15 protein-coding genes are annotated in these 19641 nt (G+C 28.3%); all 15 read right to left on the bottom strand.

Translation table 11 applies throughout. The annotated features are described in order from the left end of the window. Positions 1-33: 33 nt before the first annotated feature. The 15 genes from AXY43_RS17645 to radC all read right to left on the bottom strand — a co-directional run bounded on the left by AXY43_RS17645 (position 34) and on the right by radC (position 19621). A complete protein-coding gene (locus AXY43_RS17645) occupies positions 34-4269 on the bottom strand; it encodes a DUF445 family protein (RefSeq protein WP_105411886.1) in 4236 nt (1411 codons plus the stop codon). A gap of 167 nt (positions 4270-4436) precedes the next feature. Then, positions 4437-6527, bottom strand: coding sequence for an S-layer homology domain-containing protein (locus AXY43_RS17640; RefSeq protein WP_105411885.1), 2091 nt, complete (start codon positions 6525-6527; stop codon positions 4437-4439). A gap of 251 nt (positions 6528-6778) precedes the next feature. Beyond that, complete coding sequence (locus AXY43_RS17635) at positions 6779-7378, bottom strand: zinc dependent phospholipase C family protein (protein WP_077855504.1); 600 nt, start codon at positions 7376-7378, stop codon at positions 6779-6781. A gap of 197 nt (positions 7379-7575) precedes the next feature. After that, complete coding sequence (locus tag AXY43_RS17630) at positions 7576-8433, bottom strand: M50 family metallopeptidase (RefSeq protein ID WP_011967850.1); 858 nt, start codon at positions 8431-8433, stop codon at positions 7576-7578. Between the two features lie 119 nt (positions 8434-8552). Beyond that, complete coding sequence (locus tag AXY43_RS17625) at positions 8553-9029, bottom strand: hypothetical protein (protein ID WP_105411884.1); 477 nt, start codon at positions 9027-9029, stop codon at positions 8553-8555. A 417-nt stretch (positions 9030-9446) separates the two neighbouring features. Next, complete coding sequence (locus tag AXY43_RS17620) at positions 9447-10580, bottom strand: FtsW/RodA/SpoVE family cell cycle protein (protein WP_406585012.1); 1134 nt, start codon at positions 10578-10580, stop codon at positions 9447-9449. 266 nt (positions 10581-10846) lie between these two features. Next, on the bottom strand, positions 10847-11116 hold the full coding sequence (gene minE / locus AXY43_RS17615; protein ID WP_011967847.1) for a cell division topological specificity factor MinE: 270 nt from the start codon (positions 11114-11116) through the stop codon (positions 10847-10849). A 14-nt stretch (positions 11117-11130) separates the two neighbouring features. After that, complete coding sequence (minD, locus tag AXY43_RS17610) at positions 11131-11931, bottom strand: septum site-determining protein MinD (RefSeq protein WP_078115861.1); 801 nt, start codon at positions 11929-11931, stop codon at positions 11131-11133. 20 nt (positions 11932-11951) lie between these two features. Continuing rightward, positions 11952-12611, bottom strand: coding sequence for a septum site-determining protein MinC (gene minC / locus AXY43_RS17605; protein ID WP_105411882.1), 660 nt, complete (start codon positions 12609-12611; stop codon positions 11952-11954). A gap of 199 nt (positions 12612-12810) precedes the next feature. Next, the gene (sfsA, locus tag AXY43_RS17600; protein WP_023973721.1) at positions 12811-13491 is read right to left on the bottom strand and encodes a DNA/RNA nuclease SfsA; all 681 of its coding nucleotides are present in this window, start codon (positions 13489-13491) and stop codon (positions 12811-12813) included. Positions 13492-13648: 157 nt separating this feature from the next. Beyond that, positions 13649-16546 carry a penicillin-binding transpeptidase domain-containing protein gene (locus AXY43_RS17595; protein WP_105411881.1) on the bottom strand — a complete coding sequence of 966 codons (2898 nt, stop codon included), beginning with the start codon at positions 16544-16546 and terminating at the stop codon, positions 13649-13651. Next, positions 16543-17034: a rod shape-determining protein MreD gene (gene mreD / locus AXY43_RS17590; RefSeq protein ID WP_105411880.1), complete on the bottom strand. Its 492-nt coding sequence runs from the start codon at positions 17032-17034 to the stop codon at positions 16543-16545. Before mreD ends, AXY43_RS17595 begins: the two co-directional genes overlap by 4 nt. Positions 17035-17043: 9 nt before the next feature. Further along, the gene (gene mreC, locus AXY43_RS17585; RefSeq protein WP_017209741.1) at positions 17044-17892 is read right to left on the bottom strand and encodes a rod shape-determining protein MreC; all 849 of its coding nucleotides are present in this window, start codon (positions 17890-17892) and stop codon (positions 17044-17046) included. A 2-nt stretch (positions 17893-17894) separates the two neighbouring features. After that, entirely contained in the window at positions 17895-18911 is a 1017-nt protein-coding gene (locus tag AXY43_RS17580; RefSeq protein WP_011967840.1) for a rod shape-determining protein, read from the bottom strand. A 20-nt stretch (positions 18912-18931) separates the two neighbouring features. Then, a complete protein-coding gene (gene radC, locus AXY43_RS17575) occupies positions 18932-19621 on the bottom strand; it encodes a RadC family protein (protein WP_011967839.1) in 690 nt (229 codons plus the stop codon). Positions 19622-19641: the final 20 nt, after the last annotated feature.

Below are 19641 nucleotides of genomic sequence, written 5' to 3'. Positions count from 1 at the left end.
TTGTTTCCAAAATTATATACAATTTATTTTATTCTACAATTCCTTCAAAGCCTTTGAGTTCTTATCATTGTATTTCTTACTATATCTCCAATCAATTATCCATAATATGAATGATAATCCGGCATTTATACCAAATACAAATCCAAACACTCCATAAAGGCGAAGCTTATTGAAAAAGTCTCCTGCAAAAGAATTAAACATTACATCAATTTCCTTTGGATTGAGCAGCTCAATTTGCTTATTGCTGATATTCTTTAGATTTATTTCCCTCAATATTGGTACAATATAATCACTAACTGAATTTAAACCTGTTTCAATAGTTTTACTTATAAAATAATCCTTGGATCTATCTGATATAAAGTAAAAATTGTTATTAATTGCATTTTGAACTAAAGTATCAATTGCAATCATAATTTTTTGGTTAAATTCTGTATTAGCGAAAGTATATCTAATAACCCTATCAATATCATTGCTTAGAGTTCTTACATCAATAATTTGTTCTATCTTTAATTCCGATAATGTATTTTCATAGAAACTTTCCATAAACATAGATATCGATTTTTTTGATTCTTCGCTCTCAATAATTATGCTTAAAATATTACTTATACAATTTTCAATTTCATATCTATCAATTCCTTTTAATAATACAGAATTAAATTCAATGTTGAATAAATTTTTCAACATATTTTCATTAAAGAACTTTTCTATTGTTATAGATAATTTATCTTTATTAATATTTGTGCTTCTATATATATCTTCTTTTATAATATTGACTTCCTCAAAAAACTTCTTATAAATCGAATCTAAATTGCTTAATCCAAATAATTCAAGATATTCTGAAAGTGGAGCCACAGCTAATGAATCTAAAATTAAATCACTTGCATTATAAATATATCCTTCAAAGTCAACATTCTTATCAAATTGTTCAAATAAATTATTTATTAATATTCGAATATTAAATTCTTCACCCTTTATATTTAATTCACTCAATCTAATAGGGTATATACTTTCATTTAATGCAGCTTTTGTAGTATTAATAAGTTTATCGTTCTCTTCTCTTAGCATTAAAGGAAGTTTTTTATTTAGTATAATATCAACAACTCTATATGCTATGTCATCTCCACCAAAAGTTGCATAGGCTATCTTCTCAAAGAAATTAAGTTCACTCTTAATAGTTTCTTGTACATTTTCAGTTATAATATTCTGATTATTTTTTAAGTAAACAATTAATTTATTTGAAAAATAAGACGTTATAGGATGCAGATTATTATCAATTACATTCTTGACTCTACCATCAAACATTGATCCTACATCATTATTTTCATCTAAGCCATTACATAAATATTTACTTATCATATTTTCTAAATATATTTTAAAATCATTAGAAAAATATTCATATACATATTTCCCTATATTAACTTTTGCTTTTTCTATAGAATCTTTACCTATAACCTCTTTACATGATTGTTTTATCGCTACAGAATAATAATCTTTGTATTCTTTTGTAATTAAATCTATAAAATCTACCTTTTCAATAGTACTAAGATTATCTTGTATAAGCTTATTGCCTTCCTCTTGAATATAACTTTGAATTTCAATAAGTATATCTTCTGAAATAACATCACCAATTTTGTAATTTGAAGATATTTTATTTTCTATAAACTTCGTTAAAGAACTTTTACTATTACTAATACTACTTATTATTTTAGGTATTCCATTCTGAATGTAACTTTCCTTGATAAAATTATCAAATTTGCTTTCTTTTAATCTGTTAGTAATTCCTTCGGATAAATCTGAACTACTATTACAATACTTTAAGATTATTTTATAGATATACTTTACAAAATCATTCTTTTTACTTCTAGCAAAGTCAACTAAAATTTGATAATTATTATTTTTAACTAAGGTAGTTAGTACTGAAGACATATTATCTTTATGAGAATTGAAACTTTTATTAATTTCATCTTTGTTTAATAATTCTTCATCAATTAGTTTCGCCATTCCAATTGCGAACTCATTTTTATGTGCCGGTATATATCCTAATGCGAACTTCTTAAAAAATGGTATTTTAGATATAATTTTATTTTCTTTGTATGGATGGAAAATCATCCACAAAGCTACAACATTTGTTATGTATCCTATAAATGCCATAACTCCAAGTGACAACAATCCATTAAACATATTACTTGGAAATCCGTAAAGTCCAATAGAATTTGGAAATATTAATTGATATATTATCCCAACCACAGTACCTAAAACAGCACCAAAAACAGAAAGTGGTTTAAGTTGACTTCCCATAAAATCTTGAACTATATCGCATATTTCATCCTCGTCATATTTACTCAAACTATTTTTTGCGATTTTTTTAATATTTCCATTTAATAAACTTGGAAGCTTAGATATTAATGCCGGGTAACCTTTATTTATAAGAATATTTGATAATTGATCCTTATTAAATCCTTTATTAACTAATTCCTTAATTTGATAATTCTTATATTTATCCACAGTTTCTCTATAAATTGATACTGAATTATCCACAATATATTCCAATATGTTCACATTATAGTTTGATAATATATCTCCTATTTTAAGTTTTTTAACATTTGATAATATAATATCTTCTAATCTCTCGCTATATGTATCTTTGTTCTTTCTGAGCAAATTATTGGCCCATATTGAAAATTTATTAGATAAACTAAGTACACTTTTATCTTTAAATAATTCTGATAATTTTTTGTGGAATATTTCATCACTCTTTGAATTTATGAATTGTGCAATCAAGGTATTTATGTTTTTACATAATCTCGTTTTGTTTTTAAAAATACTTTCATATAACATTGGCTTAAACTTTGTATTGAATAATTTTAACAAATCTAACTTAGCAATCTCATTTACTTTCTTTGAAAATTGAGATTTTATTAGTATCCTCAACGTATTCTTTCCATGAGCTGCAAATACTTTAGTAATAATTTCAGCAACATCATCAGATGTAGCTAAATTGTATTTTTCCAATGATTCTACTATGTTTTTAACCTTGGTGTCCTTCAAGTAATCTATAATAGAAGTTATTATTTTATCACTTGATTCATCATCAAAATTATTATTAATATAGCTTATAATTTTATTAACAATATTATTTTTAGATGAAACATCTCCCATAAGTGCATTTCTAACCTTTGAGATTATAAGTTTCTTTATGCTTTCATCTATATCTTGTATCGCTTCATCAATTGCGGATTCAATCATTTCATCCAAAGACGATTTATTACTTGAAATCCACTCCAAGATATAAGGCATGACCTTAGGAATAACTATTTTTATAAAATTCGTGAGTGATTTTTCTATCTCTTTAGGAAGTATTTCATAAAGAGTAAAATCAATATTTTTCGAAATCAAAACAATCTCATTTGTAATTTTTAATATTAAATCCTTTCCTTCAGAAGAGTTAATAAATTCAGTAATTTTAATGAATAATCTTGAAATAACTTCTTCTTGCTGAGTTTCCGTAATAAAATGATTAATATCTCGACTTCCGATAGAGTCTTGTAATTTGACAAGCGTTGCATCTATATTTATATTTGAAAGTATATTGTCCAAAAACATCTTGCATGACTTTTCATCTGATAAAATATCATTATGAATTATGTTTTCAACAGACTCTATAATATTATCAGTTAATTTTTTCTGGACTTCTTTAGAAAAAATATCAGCTAAAGTAATATCAGAATTTTCCTTGTATAAATCAGAAATAAATCCATTCACCGCATCAGTCTTTTCAAGTTCGAAAATCAGCAGCTCATAGCCTGAATTTATAACTTTTGATAGCTGTTTTTCACTTAATATATCTTGCAGATCAACATCACGCATAAAACCATCTATTAATTCTGGTAAAAGTATATTTAGATTGTTTCTTATAAATTCTTCACTTTTAAGTATGCTATCAGAGAAACCATCTATTTCAGCTATTTTAGTATTTCCTAAACTATTACTTAATTGCTTCTCAAAAAAAGTTTGAGCCATTTGTTCAATATATTTATTTATATTTATATTAGGCATTTCAGACCTTAATGTATCTGCATTTATTATATCTCTTTCTACTAATTCGCTAATCTCTTCAATAAATTTCTCCTTCTTCTTTTTAATTACCCCTCCTAGCTTTAAAGGCGTATATTCTTTAAAAAGCATATCAACTGCATATTTATTTGTGATATATCCAGCTACTCCACCTGAAAATCCCTGAAATGCTAGTAAAAAAATAAATGTTAACATCAGCTATTCTCTCCTTATGTAATATCAATTCTAAACAATAACTTTTTCACATATAAAATATGTTGTTTACATCATATTATACTAATTTATTAACTTTATTTCCACATTTCATACTACAGCAACCAAAAGTGCTAATCCTCATAAAAAGATTAGCACTTTCATAAAATCTATTTTCTGTTATTCTTTATCAAGTTATATACAATTACAGCTGCTTCTGCATTACTTATATTATGCGACCCATTAAAATTTCCATTTGTATCCCCTTTAATAATATTAAGAGCATAACACATTGATGCATATCCTTTATATGAGTCTTCTATATTATCTTTAAAAGGACTATTAAATATTTCAGAATGTCCAGCTAATTTCTCATAGCCTAAGTATCTTATAATAAACTTTGCTGCATCATTATATGATACTACTGAATTTGGAGCTTTTTCTTCATCTTTAATTACCCCATTTTGAATTAACATATCATAAAATTCATCATCGCTATAGTTATTTTTTACTGGCGAATATATATATTTAAAGAAATTTATTTGAGTAATATTCATATTAGGATTAAATTTTTCCCCATCTATATAATACCCATTATCTAAAAGTTCTTTTACTGTCTTTTCGCACCAATGCCCATTTATATCCGTATATTCTGGTAATTTATTTTCTCTATATGCTTTTCCACTATAATCTATCCTTATGGCATTTATAGGATCAATAATATAACTATCATTCTTGTTTATAAAGTCATACACTATTCCAACTTTATTTGCATCTAACATTGTATATTGTAATGAGAATCCTGCTAAATCTTTAATTTTATTAAATGCAGCTTCCTTACTTATAATATTGCTAATGTCAGGAAAAGAGGCATTATCATACCAGTTATTATCATAACCAATGATTTTACCTGTATTCTTATCTACTTCAACATTTAAGTAATTTCCAGAAAACTCTATTCCATTCACTTGACGTACATAATTAAACATAAAAGTATTTTCTTCTATTGGTCTATCAGTAATCTTTAAAATTGGATTATTTATATCCTTAAACTTTGTTTGTGTAAACTTATTAGGTGCTACTTTTTTCAAAAAGTTTTCTACTGTGTTTTGCGCATCTGCCTTAGAAGTATTACCACTTGTTCCAAGTTTATTATAATTATAAGAATGTAATGATATTACTTCTCCAGATTTTGCATTCACTCTTCCATATACACCGTCAAAAGAAATATTCCATGAATATTCATCATCAAGATAGTTTTTATTTAATGATGCATCACTAACTTTCATATCAGCCGTTATTAAATCAGATGTTTCTCTAAGTATACTTTCTGCCTTTTCTTTACTTATAAGATTTGCAACATTCTGAATCGCATCAATCTCTTCTTGTGTCAACTCTTGATTTGCTTTATCCAAATTATTTGCAGAAGCATTTACTAATGAATGATCCTTATTTCTACCATCTAGTTTATTATCACTTGAATATGATACTACTTGTCCAGTTTTAGCATCAATAAATTCACTTATATTACTTGGAGCATATCCTGCAAATATATTCATTTTCTTCTTCTCATAATCATAATAAGAATAATATTTTAAATCTATACCTATTTTATCTATATATGCTTTTTCTGCAGTAACAGAATCAATTATTCCACTTAAATTAGGATATTCAGCTCCCTTTACTTCTAAATTGTCATTGCTAAATGATGTCACTTTCCCACTGTATTTATTTACACCAACATTTATATAAATATAGTTAACCGGAATTTCATTTACAAACTTTTGATAAGTAAAGTTATACTCATCCCCTTGAAAAGAAGCTGAATCATTTTTTACTAACTTTATTTCTCCAATATATTCTGGAATTACATTTTTCAAAAAATCTTCTGCTGAAACTTGGGCCTGATCTTTCGTAATATTTGCTAAACCGTCTTTGCTCTCCTTGCTATCCCCATCATAATTACTATATTGATATAAGAATCCATCTTCACCTATTGATGCAGATATTGATCCTTTCTTATCTTCTTTTTCTGCCCAATTTAAATCCCAAATTCTAACTTTTGTCCCCCTAACTTCACGTTCGCTTGAATTATGTGTAAACTCTGTATAATCATCTGGAACTGTTATAATTTTCTTTGCTGATATAATAGCTTGCTCTAAGTTTTTGCTATCTTCATCCGCAGCAAATGTCGGAATAGAAATAGTAGACAATATTAAACATAATGTTAATATCCCGCTTATAATACCTTTCTTTTTCATAAATATCCTCCAATCTTTAATAATGAGTTATTTTTTATACTATCTAAATATAATACGATTCTTCATATGAAAATTTTGCATTAAATTATAATTTTTTCACAAATTTTTATACAGTTACTTTTAAATACCTGTGTTAAAGCAATAAATTAATATTTTAAATTTTGGTAATTCATAAAAAATCTAAAATTTTCTATATAAGAAATGGAGTTAATAATTAATTTTAATTATTAACTCCACACTACTAACTATTATCATACTATGCATCTATTAATACTTTCTTCTACTTTATGTTCATCTATATTTTGTTTTATTTTTAATATAGATGACAAAACTACTCTCACTAAAATATTACTAAAAAAAATATCTCGCCTTTTATCTCCTAAATTTCTAATATAAATACTGTGCATATCTTCAATATAATCTACTATATCATTCATAGACTTTAATTCTATTCTGGATTCCTCTGTGCATTCATTCCACACTTCAGATAGCTTTTTCCACCATAAAATTCTTTGAGTTTGTTCATATAATTCATGCCTAATAATATTTCCTTCAAAAGCTTTATTATGTGGAAAAGTAAAAAAATCACATAGGTAATGACTCAATATTCCTAGCTTAATTGAAATCTCCTTATTTCTTTTAATTTCACCATAAATTATTTCATCAATAATCCCTATAACCTTCTCCCAATCCTCATTTTTACTATGCATAGTCATTCTATATTTGAGCTTTAAATCAGGTAACACATTTCCATAAATAAAAAAGTTACTATCAATAATATTTGAGTAGCCTCTCTCAATTAATTCCTTGCTAAGAAAATAACCTATTTTCCCATGAAGTAAAGTATCCATATTAACGCTCCTACCCTTTTTAATCACATTTAGAGAGTAATAAACAAGTAATTGTCTGAATCACAATACAAAAATGCATTTTCACACATAGAAGATACATTTTTATTATGGTACTAGTTATTACTCTTCATCACATGCTTAAATTATAAAAAAAGTAAGTTAAATCACCATTACGTTTCTGTTATTTTTTAACGAGCTTAATTATTTTTCTTTTTTAATTGTACATACTCTTCTAGTGTTATATTTCCATAATCCTTTAATGCTTTTATAAGCTCATCTTCATGTATTATACTAATGAGTTCCATGTCATCATTAAGAATATAAAAACTGTTAAATTTGTTTTTATCAACTAAAGATAAAACATTAACTAAACCTTTTTTATAATACACAGAAATTGATTTATTCTCTATATAGTTATGCTTTTTTAACTTTCTTATTTTCTTGATCATATCTCCCATTATTATATACATAGTTTTTTCTTTTTCTATAAATGTTGCATATGTGATTAATATGACTGCAAGAAATAAACTTATATTAACTTTATGTAATATCATTATTATAATAAATATTAAAAATAATGTTCCTGAAATAATAAAGCTAAAGATTTCTGTAATTTTCTTTGATCTTTTATATAATAGCTTCTTTGATAATAGTATTTCACATACCCTTGAACCATCAAGAGGATAAGCAGGCAATAAATTGAATGCTCCTAAAAAGAAATTAACTTTTATACTATCTTCAATAATTTGATACTTAAAATATCCATATAAATAGCACATAACCACGGCCATAAAAATATTGAAAAATGGTCCAGCTAAATATAAAATCATTTTTTTTCTTTCAGTTAACTCATCGATGTCACTTAATTCGACTTTAGCACCAAATATGCTAATATTAACATTATTAAATTTGCACCCAAATTTACTTGCAACTATCATATGTGCAAATTCATGCAATATTACCCATAGAAAACTAATAACAATGTAACCTTCATAATCTCCAAGCCACATTAATATCGACAGTTCTAAAATCAATACCATATACCATTTCTTCATTTCTAACCCCTATAATATTGCTATATCAAAATAATTTGCAATGCACAAGTAAAAAATGGAACTTAATCAAATATTAAAATATATTTTATATTCATAATAATATGTTATTTCCTATAAATTTAATTGTTCATATTACTGTTGTTTCTTATATATTCCATAAAATTAAAAGTCCTTGACTTTAAATTTTCAATTTTCAAATCATCTACAGTAAAATTTCCAATCTTTAAATCCTTACCTTTTATATTTCCTATCTGCATTGTACTAAAGGTATCTATATACTCGTTATAATTAAAATTTCGGTTTAATGCTTGTTTACATTTAATGTGCATTTCTTGTACTTGTGCGTAAGGGGTATACTTCAATCCAACAAAAAATAGCAATAAAAGTGTAGCTCCGGTTAGTTCCTTAGTTATTCTCTTAATCAAAACATTTATCATCTTATCGTTACTTTTCATATTACTCCCATATCTTGAACCAATGATAGCATTATTAGACTTCTTACCTGAAGTCAAATGGTTCCTTTTATCCTTTCTTCCTTTCGTTGTATTATTAATGTTCTTATAGTAATCCTCATAAGCTGATCTATAGCTGCCCATGATACACTCCTTTCAAATTCATTCACATTAAAGTATATTTAGTACTTCATAAAATTATGAGAACAAAATTGTTGAGAATCTTTGTATTTGCTAAATTCCACAATATTTAGATATCATTTGGGTTGCTTAATTGAAAAAATACACTATCTAGAATTTTTATGTCACTAATACCTACTCTTCGAAAATTATCTATCTTATAACATATACTCCTTAAAAATTAAAATAAGATTAATAATTCTATACTGTACTCAAAATTCTTATTTGCAATTTCTACTGTACTGGATAAAATTATTAATCCTATTATTTTATAAATAATTTTGGTATATTCACTATAATTATTTTTTTACATTTCACTCCTAATTGAGCGCTCAACTTATTGAAATTGTTGTATAAATTTATTATAGCAACATGCCTATTCTAAAAGTGTATCTTTTTTCTTCTCATTCCTACATTTATTACTAGTGCTATTGAAATTACTGTTGTAAGCAATGAACTTCCTCCATAGCTAACAAGTGGCAGGGTTATTCCTGTAATTGGTAGTAATCCTATTGTCATCCCTATATTCTGCAATATAGCAAATAGAAAATATGACACTATTCCAACACATATAACTGAGCCAAATATATCTTTAGATGTTCGCGCTACTGAAATCATCTTATATATAAGAAATCCGTAAAGCATTAACAAAACAATTGCACCTACAAAGCCCCATTGATCTGCTATTGCAGCAAAAATAAAGTCCGTCTGAACTTCTGGTACATTTTGTGCAGCATATGTTGTAATCCCATCTTGAGCCAGTGACGGACTACTTCCAAGTAATCCACCTGAACCAATTGCAATCAATGACTGATTTAAATGATACGTACTTGCATCATCGATGCTTGGATTCAAAAATGCTGTAAATCTTGCTTTTTGATATGTTTCTATGAGTCCTGAATTCCACACAATCACTATTCCAAGTACTAAGCACGCTAATCCTCCAGCAATAATCCTCGTATCAAATCCCATTGTATAAAAAATTCCTAAAACTATAAAGAAACATACCATACTCATTCCCATATCAGGTTGGATTACAATAAATATTACTGGTACTATGCAATAAAATGCTAGTGTGAGAAAATTCTTAACATCATTTATTTTTCCGTCCATCTCATCTAGCTTCTTACCCAGCATAAGTATAATTACAAACTTTGCAAATTCTGACGGCTGAAGGTTACCTACTCCTAAACGGATCCATCCTCTAGCGCCATTAACTACTATTCCAATCCCTGGAACCATAGTTAATATAAGAAGAACTACAACTCCCCAATATAATACAGGTACATAGTTAAATATTATCTTATAGTCTACTGCCACAAAAATATATAACGCTACAAGTGATATTGCAAACCAACCCAGCTGTTGCTTTACAAAACTCAATCCAAATTGTCCTTTTGTGCATAGATATATATTAAATGTTCCGTATAAAATTAAAAGAATTAAAGAAATTAATATAGTCTTATCAATTTCTTTAATTAATTTCATATCTAATTTTAATAGTCTAAACAACATCTCACCTCCTAGTTATATTAATCTTATATAACTCAATCAATCTTAATTATACATTATTATTACCGCATTCTCCATAATAATTATATTGGGCATAAAAAACATAATAATTTTGTAATAATTTAAAGATAATATCTTGTTAAATCTCCAAAGTCACCCATATTTAATAAACCTAATTATTATAAAAAAATAAGATGAATTGTTTTAAAGAATTAACCATCCCATTCTTTAAAACAAACATCTCTTATAATTTAAGTAAAACAAATTACTTATCTTCCCTTTATACTTTTAATTGGAATGTTAGCTATTAATGCAGAAGTATTTTCACCTTCTTCATCTCCATTCTTATTTACGGATATTTCAACATCCTCAACTTGTATATCAATATACTTAGAAATTACTTCTAAAATCTCTTCTCTTATTTTCTCAATAATATCTGGTGCAATTTCGCCTCTATCATGTATAAGAATTAGCTTTAGTCTGTCTTTTGCAACTTCTTTAGGTGTTGGCTTACTATTTAAACTCTTAAAAAACCCCATTTTCTCATCCTCCCTTAATTTCGCTTAAATAGCTTCTTTAAGGAGCTAAAAAATCCTTGATGCTCTTCTGTATGTAAATCAATAATAGGAACTTCTTCACCTGTAATTCTTCTAGCTATATTCTTGAACGCCTGTCCAGCAATCGCACCCTCTTCTAACACAATAGGTTCACCTTTATTAGTTGAAATAGTTATATTCTTATCGTCTGGAACTACTCCAAGTAACTCAACTGATAATGTTTCAATAATATCAGCTACATCAAGCATATCTCCATTCTTAGTCATTTCATAGTTCAATCTATTTACAATAACAGAATGGTCTTCCAATCCCTTTGAATCAAGCTTACCAATAACTCTATCAGCATCTCTAACAGATGTTATTTCTGGATTTACAACAATAATTGCTTTTTCCGCACCTATTACAGCATTTTCAAATCCTTGTTCTATTCCTGCTGGAGAATCTATTAAGACATAATCAAACTCTTCTTTTAATTCATTTACTATTTTTAACATTTCCTGTGGACTTATATCATCTTTATCCTTAGTTTGAGCTGTTGGTAAAAGAAATAAATTAGCAAATCTCTTATCTTTTATAAGTCCTTGTTTTAATCTGCATCTTCCTTCTATAACATCAATTATTGTATATACTATTCTATTTTCTAATCCTAGCAATACATCTAAATTTCTAAGCCCTGTATCTCCATCTATAACAACTACTTTCTTACCAAGTGATGCTAAAGCAGTTCCTATATTGGCTGTAGTTGTTGTTTTTCCAACTCCACCTTTACCTGAAGTTATTACAATAGATACTCCCATTAAAAAATCCCTCCGACGTTTTAGTATATATATTTATTTGGTAAATATGGTTCCACTATTATCAACCCATCCCTAATTTTTGCTAATTCTGGATAGCTTGGCTTTTGGATATCATCTGGAGACATAGCTATAACATTTGCAATTTTTAATAGTTCAGGTTGTAGTAGGAATGCTGCTATTACCGCTTTTATATTTCCATTAGTCCCAGCGCTCACTTTACCCCTTATACGTCCTAAAACAATTACATTCCCTGCTGCATATACTTCTGCACCACTATTTATGTCTCCTACTATAACTATGTTTCCTTGGTAATTAATACATTCTCCGCTTCTAACTGTCTTTCTTATAAATTTAGTTTTCCCTTCGTATACACCGGAGAATACCTTAACCTCTTTTTCATTCACCTGCTCAATTTCCTTTTCTATATCCTCTAGAACAATATCTTTTAATTCAATTTGAGTTAATAATTTTTCTTTAAGAATGCCTACTTCCTTTTTATTAACCAATTTTAAATCTATTCTTAATATTAGAGTTGTCCCTTTATAAAAATGCTTTCCTTTAGAAAGTTTCTTTATTAGTAATACAAGCATATCATCAAAACAAGCAAATTTATTCATATTGATAGTTGTATTTATTCCATCTTTATTTCCCTTTATTAAAATACCATCATTATTATACATTCATTCCCTCCAATGAATTTTGCAGGTTAAAATAGTTAAATTGTTTTGAAAATGGCAACCTCTCTAAAATTATATCATTATACTGACTATTTTTGTATATATGTTTCACTAATTTTTGATTAAATTTTACAAAAGCATATAAAACATCAAAATTTGATAATATGCAGTGTATATACCAAAGCATTGAACAGCTATCACACTATAATATTACATCAACATAATCCCTTATATTAATACTGTCTTCATCTACTAAACAGTCTACTGCAACTATATTTACACCATTCTCTTTTGCATATTTTAGTGTATCTCCAAATTCCTTATGAGTCTCTACATTAGGTTCAAAATGAACAACATCTTTCATTTGTATTACAAATATTACGTAAGCATCATACCCTTCTCTAACGCAATCAATGAGTTCTCTAAGATGTTTAACACCTCTTTCTGTAGGTGCATCAGGAAACTTTACAATTCCATTATTCTCTAAAGTCACCCCTTTTACTTCTATAAAAATTTTCTGATGCTTTGTCTCAACATAAAAGTCAAACCTTGAATTCTTATATTTAGTTTCTGGTTTTATTAAAGTCACATCTTTTAAGAGGTTCCCTTTTAATATCCATTCATGAACAACCTTATTAGTTACTTGAGAATCCATATTGATCATTCTGTCTCCTTTTACAACACCTATAAGAGAAAACTTAGTCTTCCTTTTTGGATTATCATTTTTTTGAATAAATACTGTCGCATTGGGTGTCAAAAGTTCCTTACATCTTCCAGTATTTTTTACATGGCAGACTTCTTCATTGCCATCAATTTCAACATAAGCTATAAATCTATTTGGTCTTGAGATAAATTTTCCTTTCAGAATATTATTATATTTCATTTTTCCCTCACTAAATCTAAATTTTTATAAAAAGGTATCTATAATTAGGTTTACTTTATGCAATTTTTATAATTGCATACCTAATATAGATACCTTAAAAATTAATTAATTTTTATTAACTTATACTTAAATACAAAGTCTCTATTATAAACTTTTACTAATGAGTTTTATTTGTATTTGTCTGTGAAGCATTTGCCTCTTGGTTATACGGATTACCTAAAACATATTTTTTCCATGTATCTGACGATGAAGTATACTGTGTATCATTCTTTAATTGATCCTTGAAATAAGCATCATAAACTGACTTCACTACTGATGCAATACTACTTCCATGACCGCCATCAAATACTACTGCTGCTACAGCTATCTGTGGATCATTTGCTGGAGCAAAACTGACATATGTTGCAAAAGGTTCTCTTCCTTTTTGTAATTGATCCTCAGCAAAATCGGCTGTACCAGTCTTACCAGCTGTTGGTATTGGATATCCTAAAAATGTAGAACTACCGGTACCATCTGCTTCTTGGTTAACTGCTGTCATTCCTTGTTTAACCGCATCCTGAGTTTCCTTTGACATTTTAACCGTATTTAAAACTTCTGGTTTAAACTCTTGGACTACATTTCCATCCCCATCTGTGATCTTATCTACTAAATGAATCTTATATCTTGTTCCTCCATTTGCAAGAGTTGAGATGTATGATACTAATTGCAACGGAGTGAAAGTATTCATCCCCTGGCCTATTGATGCTGAAACAAGGGAACCTGGCGATCTTACTTGCCCTGGCTGATCATTAGCTGCAAATTGAGCTAATGCTTGTGATATTAATGTAGCTTGAGAATCTAAATTTATATTTCTTCCTGCAATACTTGCTTTGTATTCGTCTGAATTATTCATCAAATTTAATACATCTTTCCTAATATCTTTAGCAAATGTATCATGACTAACCGCTGTTGGATCATCAACATCTTTATTTATTGTATCTTTAACTTTATCTTTTATAGCTTTCTTAGACTTCTTAACTTCATCATTATCATCATCTTTATCTCTTATATCAATTGGAGAAAAGTATATTGTATTATTATAGTTTCCGCTCTCTAGAAAATTAATTACATTATCTGTAGACATCTGTAACACAGTATTTCTCCATGATGTAAAATTATAAGTTTGACCAAAACTTTCATTTATTTCTATTCCTGTCGATTCTTTAGCACTACTATTAGGATCAATTCCTAATCCAAACTGCCAAGCATATTTAGCAAGGGAATTTAGAGCTTCAACATTATTAGCCTTGCCTCCTGCCTGAATATACATTCTAGTAACAGTCTCATAAAAATAAAAGTTAATCGATTTTGCTATAGCTGCTGTTAAACTTATATTACCTTGTGCAGCTTCTAGTCCTTTTGGTGCAAAAGCTTTACCAAAAATCTCCGGATGAATATTAAATGCTCCTGTATCATTTATCATTTCTCCAGGACTTATTACGCCAGACTCCAAACCGGCAACTGCTGTAAGCGGCTTAAATGTAGATCCAGGTGGAATTTTTGACTGGGTTGCATAATTAAACATTGCTTTCGGATATAGATCATATGGATCTGTTCTAGTTCCATTTTTTGGCGGAAACAAATCATCAACAGTTTTATTAAGCCCCATTCTTTTAATAAATTCCTGTCCAAACTTTTCTAAATCAGGATTAAAATAATCCTTATACTGTTCAGGCGTTAATTGTCCTTGAACTGTGAATAAATTTGGATTAAAGTTAGGGTAACTTGTTAAAGCTAATACTCTTCCAGTTTTAACTTCAACGGCTACCAATGCACCTCTGGTTGCATTCAACAGTCTATTTCCTTTATCATCACTTTCATTATTCCTTATATATTCAATTTTATCTGCTAATGCTTGATCTGCTGCATATTGAATGTCCCTATCTATTGTAAGATGCACATCATTGCCCGGATACGGTTCAAGTTTAAATAATTCTTGTGAAACGCTTCCTTTAGAATTAACTTTAACAGTTGTTCCACCCTTAACTCCTTTTAATTGTTCTTCGAAAGCTGATTCTATTCCAGACTTTCCTACAGAGTCCGATGAAACATCATATCCTTTAAGTTCATATGCTGATTTTTGTGTATCATTAATTGAAGATACATACCCTAAAACTGAAGATGCTAAATTATTATATGGATATGACCTTATAGGTGCTGAACTCACATTTATTCCTGGCAAATCATATTTCTTTTGCATTACTACTAATGAAGTATCTTTCTTAATATTGTCTGCAATAGTTACTGATTTATATCCTTTAAAACTCTGCATTTTTATAGCATCTTTTACAAGCATGAATTTTCTAATATCATTTAAAGAATATCCTTCTTTTAAAATCATATCTGTTAAATCCTTGCCTTCCATTTTGGAATAAATATTCTTCTTTTCTTTTGAGTCATAATCTGGGTCTACAAGGCCAATTAAATTATATGATTTAACTAATGCATAAAACGCATCATCAGGAGTTATTTTTAGAAGTTCTTCATCCAGTTTTGCATTTTGTTCATCCGATAATTCTTCAACATCTTTGAACATTTTGTTTTTTAGAGTATCATTCAATCCCCTATCCTTTTTAAATCTCAATTCCTCTATATTTTGAGATTGTTTATCATTAGTTTTATACTCAAAATATAAATTATTATTACCATCAATTTTTAAAGGTAACGAATCCTGAATGCTTTCTCCGTTCTCATTCAATATTTTGAAAAGTTCTTTCATAGTTATATAAAACTGTTTATCAGCATCTTTTGTTTCCGTATATGTAATAGTGTATGTTTCAATATTAGTTGCTAAAACATTTCCTTTATCATCATATATTTTACCCCTTGGGGCTTTTTCTGATATAAATCTTGTTGATGTTACATCTGCTTTATCCTTATATTCATCATAATTAAATACTTGAATATATAATAATTTTAGAATAATCACTGAAAATATAGCTATCATGATTATAGATAAAACTGTATATCTAGAAATCTTCTTTTTCTTTTTATTAGTTGGTTTATTTACTATCATCTAAACCTCCATCTTTGCTTTGAATACTCATCATCATAAACATTCATTACTAATTTATACACAAAAAACATTATTACTCCGTTGTATATCCCCATAATGATACTTTTAGAAAATTGTATTTCAATATTAAAAAAATTAAATATCAACATAACTCCTGCATATTTAATTATTGTTATAAAAAAAGCCGAGATCACAGGTATAAGTCTCTTAGTCTTTATTATTCCCGCTCCAATAAAACTTGCTAGAAGACATAGAAATAAATTCAATAATGAATTTACACCAAAACCATTAAAAAAGAAAATATCTTGAAGTATCCCACTCACAACACCCATAAATACAGCTCGTTCTTTCTTATTGACTAATGAATAAGCTATAGCGAAAGTAAATAGTAAACTCGGATAAGCTCCCTTTATTGAAAAAAACGGAATTAGTGAGTTATCTAATATAACCAATCCTATAGAAATCAAAATAATAATTAATTTTTCCATTATAAACCTCTAATTATATTTAATTTCTCTCGTATCCTTCGGAGAGACAATAAATAATTCTTCTAACTTATTAAAATCTACATATGGTTTTACAACTGCATTCTTCATTACTTTTACTTTATCTTCTTCAACTGAAATCACTTCACCAATTCTAATTTCCTTTGGATAAAGCATCCCTACTCCAGATGTCATTATTACATCGCCTTCCTTAACATCTGAATTCATCGGAAGATCATATACCTTAGCTAAGTTTTCTCCCTTACTATCTTTGAAACCTTTTATATAACCTGTAGCATCTCTGGTACTTTGATCCATAACACTTACTGCTATATTTTCATTAATCAGAGATTGAACTATACACCAATTATTCCCAACACTGGTTACTTGTCCCACTAAACCTTGAGCTGCTATAACAATCATACCCTTTTGTATATTGTCATTTTTTCCTTTATTTACCACATAACCATCTAAAAAGTTTCCACCACTATATCCTATAATATCACATGCTACATAGTTATAATTGTTTCTTTCTTCCTGAAAATTCAACACTTGTCTTAATCTATCATTTTCTTCTTTTAAATCTGAATAACTGGCTAACTCATTTTCAAGTTCTTGATTTTCTTTAATTAATTCTTTATTTTGCGCTTTTACTTCTGAAAAATTCAAGAAAAAATCTAAGGTTTCTTTAATCCTACTAGTTCCCGAATATAAGAGACTTTGCACTGGATTTAAAGTACTACCGGCACCACTTTCAATAATACTTCTATTATCCTTTCTAACTGTATAAACTATTAACCCTAAAAAGCTAACTGACAGTACTATAATAGTTACTGCCAGTTTATTCTTAAGAAGCTTCATATTTAACCTCTTTGATCTCTACTAATTTTATCAAAATCTTCTAGTGCCTTCCCTGCTCCAAGTACTACGCAATCAAGAGGTGCCTCCGCAATATGTACGGGCATATTTGTTTCTTTATTTATAAGTATATCTAATCCTTTTAGATATGCCCCGCCACCTGCTAACATTATACCTTTTTCCATAATATCTGCTGAAAGTTCTGGTGGAGTCTTTTCCAATGTTGTCTTAATTGATTCTATAATAGCATATACTGGTTCTTTTAAAGCTTCTCTAACTTGAGTTTCTGAAATTTCAACAATCTTTGGAAGGCCAGTAATCATATCTCTTCCTTTAATCTCCATGACTGTTTCTTCATCTGAAGTCCTATAAGCTGAACCTATTTCCATTTTAACTTGTTCAGCTGTTCTTTCTCCGACCATTAAGTTAAATTCTTTTTTAATATAAGATATTATTGATTGATCTAACTCATCACCAGCTATTCTAAGTGACTTACTAGTTACTATACCGCCTAATGAAATAATAGCAACTTCTGTTGTTCCACCACCAATATCAACTATCATACTTCCTGTTGGTTCACTTACTGGAAGCCCTGCTCCGATTGCTGCTGCCATTGGTTCTTCCATTAAAATAACATCTCTAGCTCCTGAAAGTTTTGTAGCTTCTTCGATAGCTCTTTTCTCAACTTCTGTAACTCCTGATGGATAACAAACTATTATTCTTGGATTTTTAAATGCATTCTTAGTTGATACTTTTTCTATTAGACTTTTCATCATTGTTTGAGCTGTATCAAAATCTGCAATTACTCCATCTTTTAATGGCCTTATAGCTACTATATTTCCAGGGGTTCTACCTATCATAAGCTTAGCTTCTGATCCAACCGCTAATGTCTTTTTAGTCATAGTGTTCATTGCAACAACAGATGGTTCTCTTAAAACTATTCCTTTACCTTTTACAAATACTAGGGTGTTTGCAGTTCCCAAATCTATCCCCATATCTTTTCCTGATCCAAAAAATCCCATTTATTTTTCCCCTTCCAATTCTATATTAGTCCTCTTTCTTTGAGGCTAACAAATTTATTATTTCCTATTATAATATGGTCTACTAATTGAATTCCTATAATATTTCCACATTCTTTAATTCTTAGTGTTATATTTATGTCTTCTCTGCTAGGCGTTGGATCGCCTGATGGATGATTATGACATATAATTATCGATGCGCTATTCTTACTTATAGCTTGCTTAAAAATTTCTCTCGGATGCACAACCGACGTATTTAAACTACCCTTAAAAACATCTTTAATACCAACAACTATATTCTTGGTATTTAATAAGACAACTTTTAATACTTCTTGATTTAATTCGTTCATTTCTCCCATGAGAAGACTTGCTAGGTCCTTTGGTGAAGTTATTTTGATGTCATTATTTATTGCTTTCAATGTTCTAAATCTCTTAAAAAGCTCAGCTAAAGCTAAAATTTGTGAAGCTTTTCCTTGTTTAATACCTTTTATAGATATTATATCATCAAAACTTGCATCTAAAATACCATTTAGCCCTTCTAGCTCAGATAAAAGCCTACTGCACAATTGAAGAACATTCTCTCCTTGTGTTCCAGTCCTAATTATTATTGCTAATAATTCTGAATTACTTAAAGATTCTGCTCCATAAGTCAATAATTTCTCTTTAGGTCGTTCATTTTGTGGTATGTCTTTGATTTTAAGGCTACTTTCCATATAATATATTACCTCCAAAT

Origin of the sequence: Clostridium sp. MF28, assembly GCF_002969175.1 — a bacterium.
GTDB lineage: Bacteria > Bacillota > Clostridia > Clostridiales > Clostridiaceae > Clostridium > Clostridium beijerinckii.
This window is presented reverse-complemented; position numbering and strand designations above follow the sequence as displayed.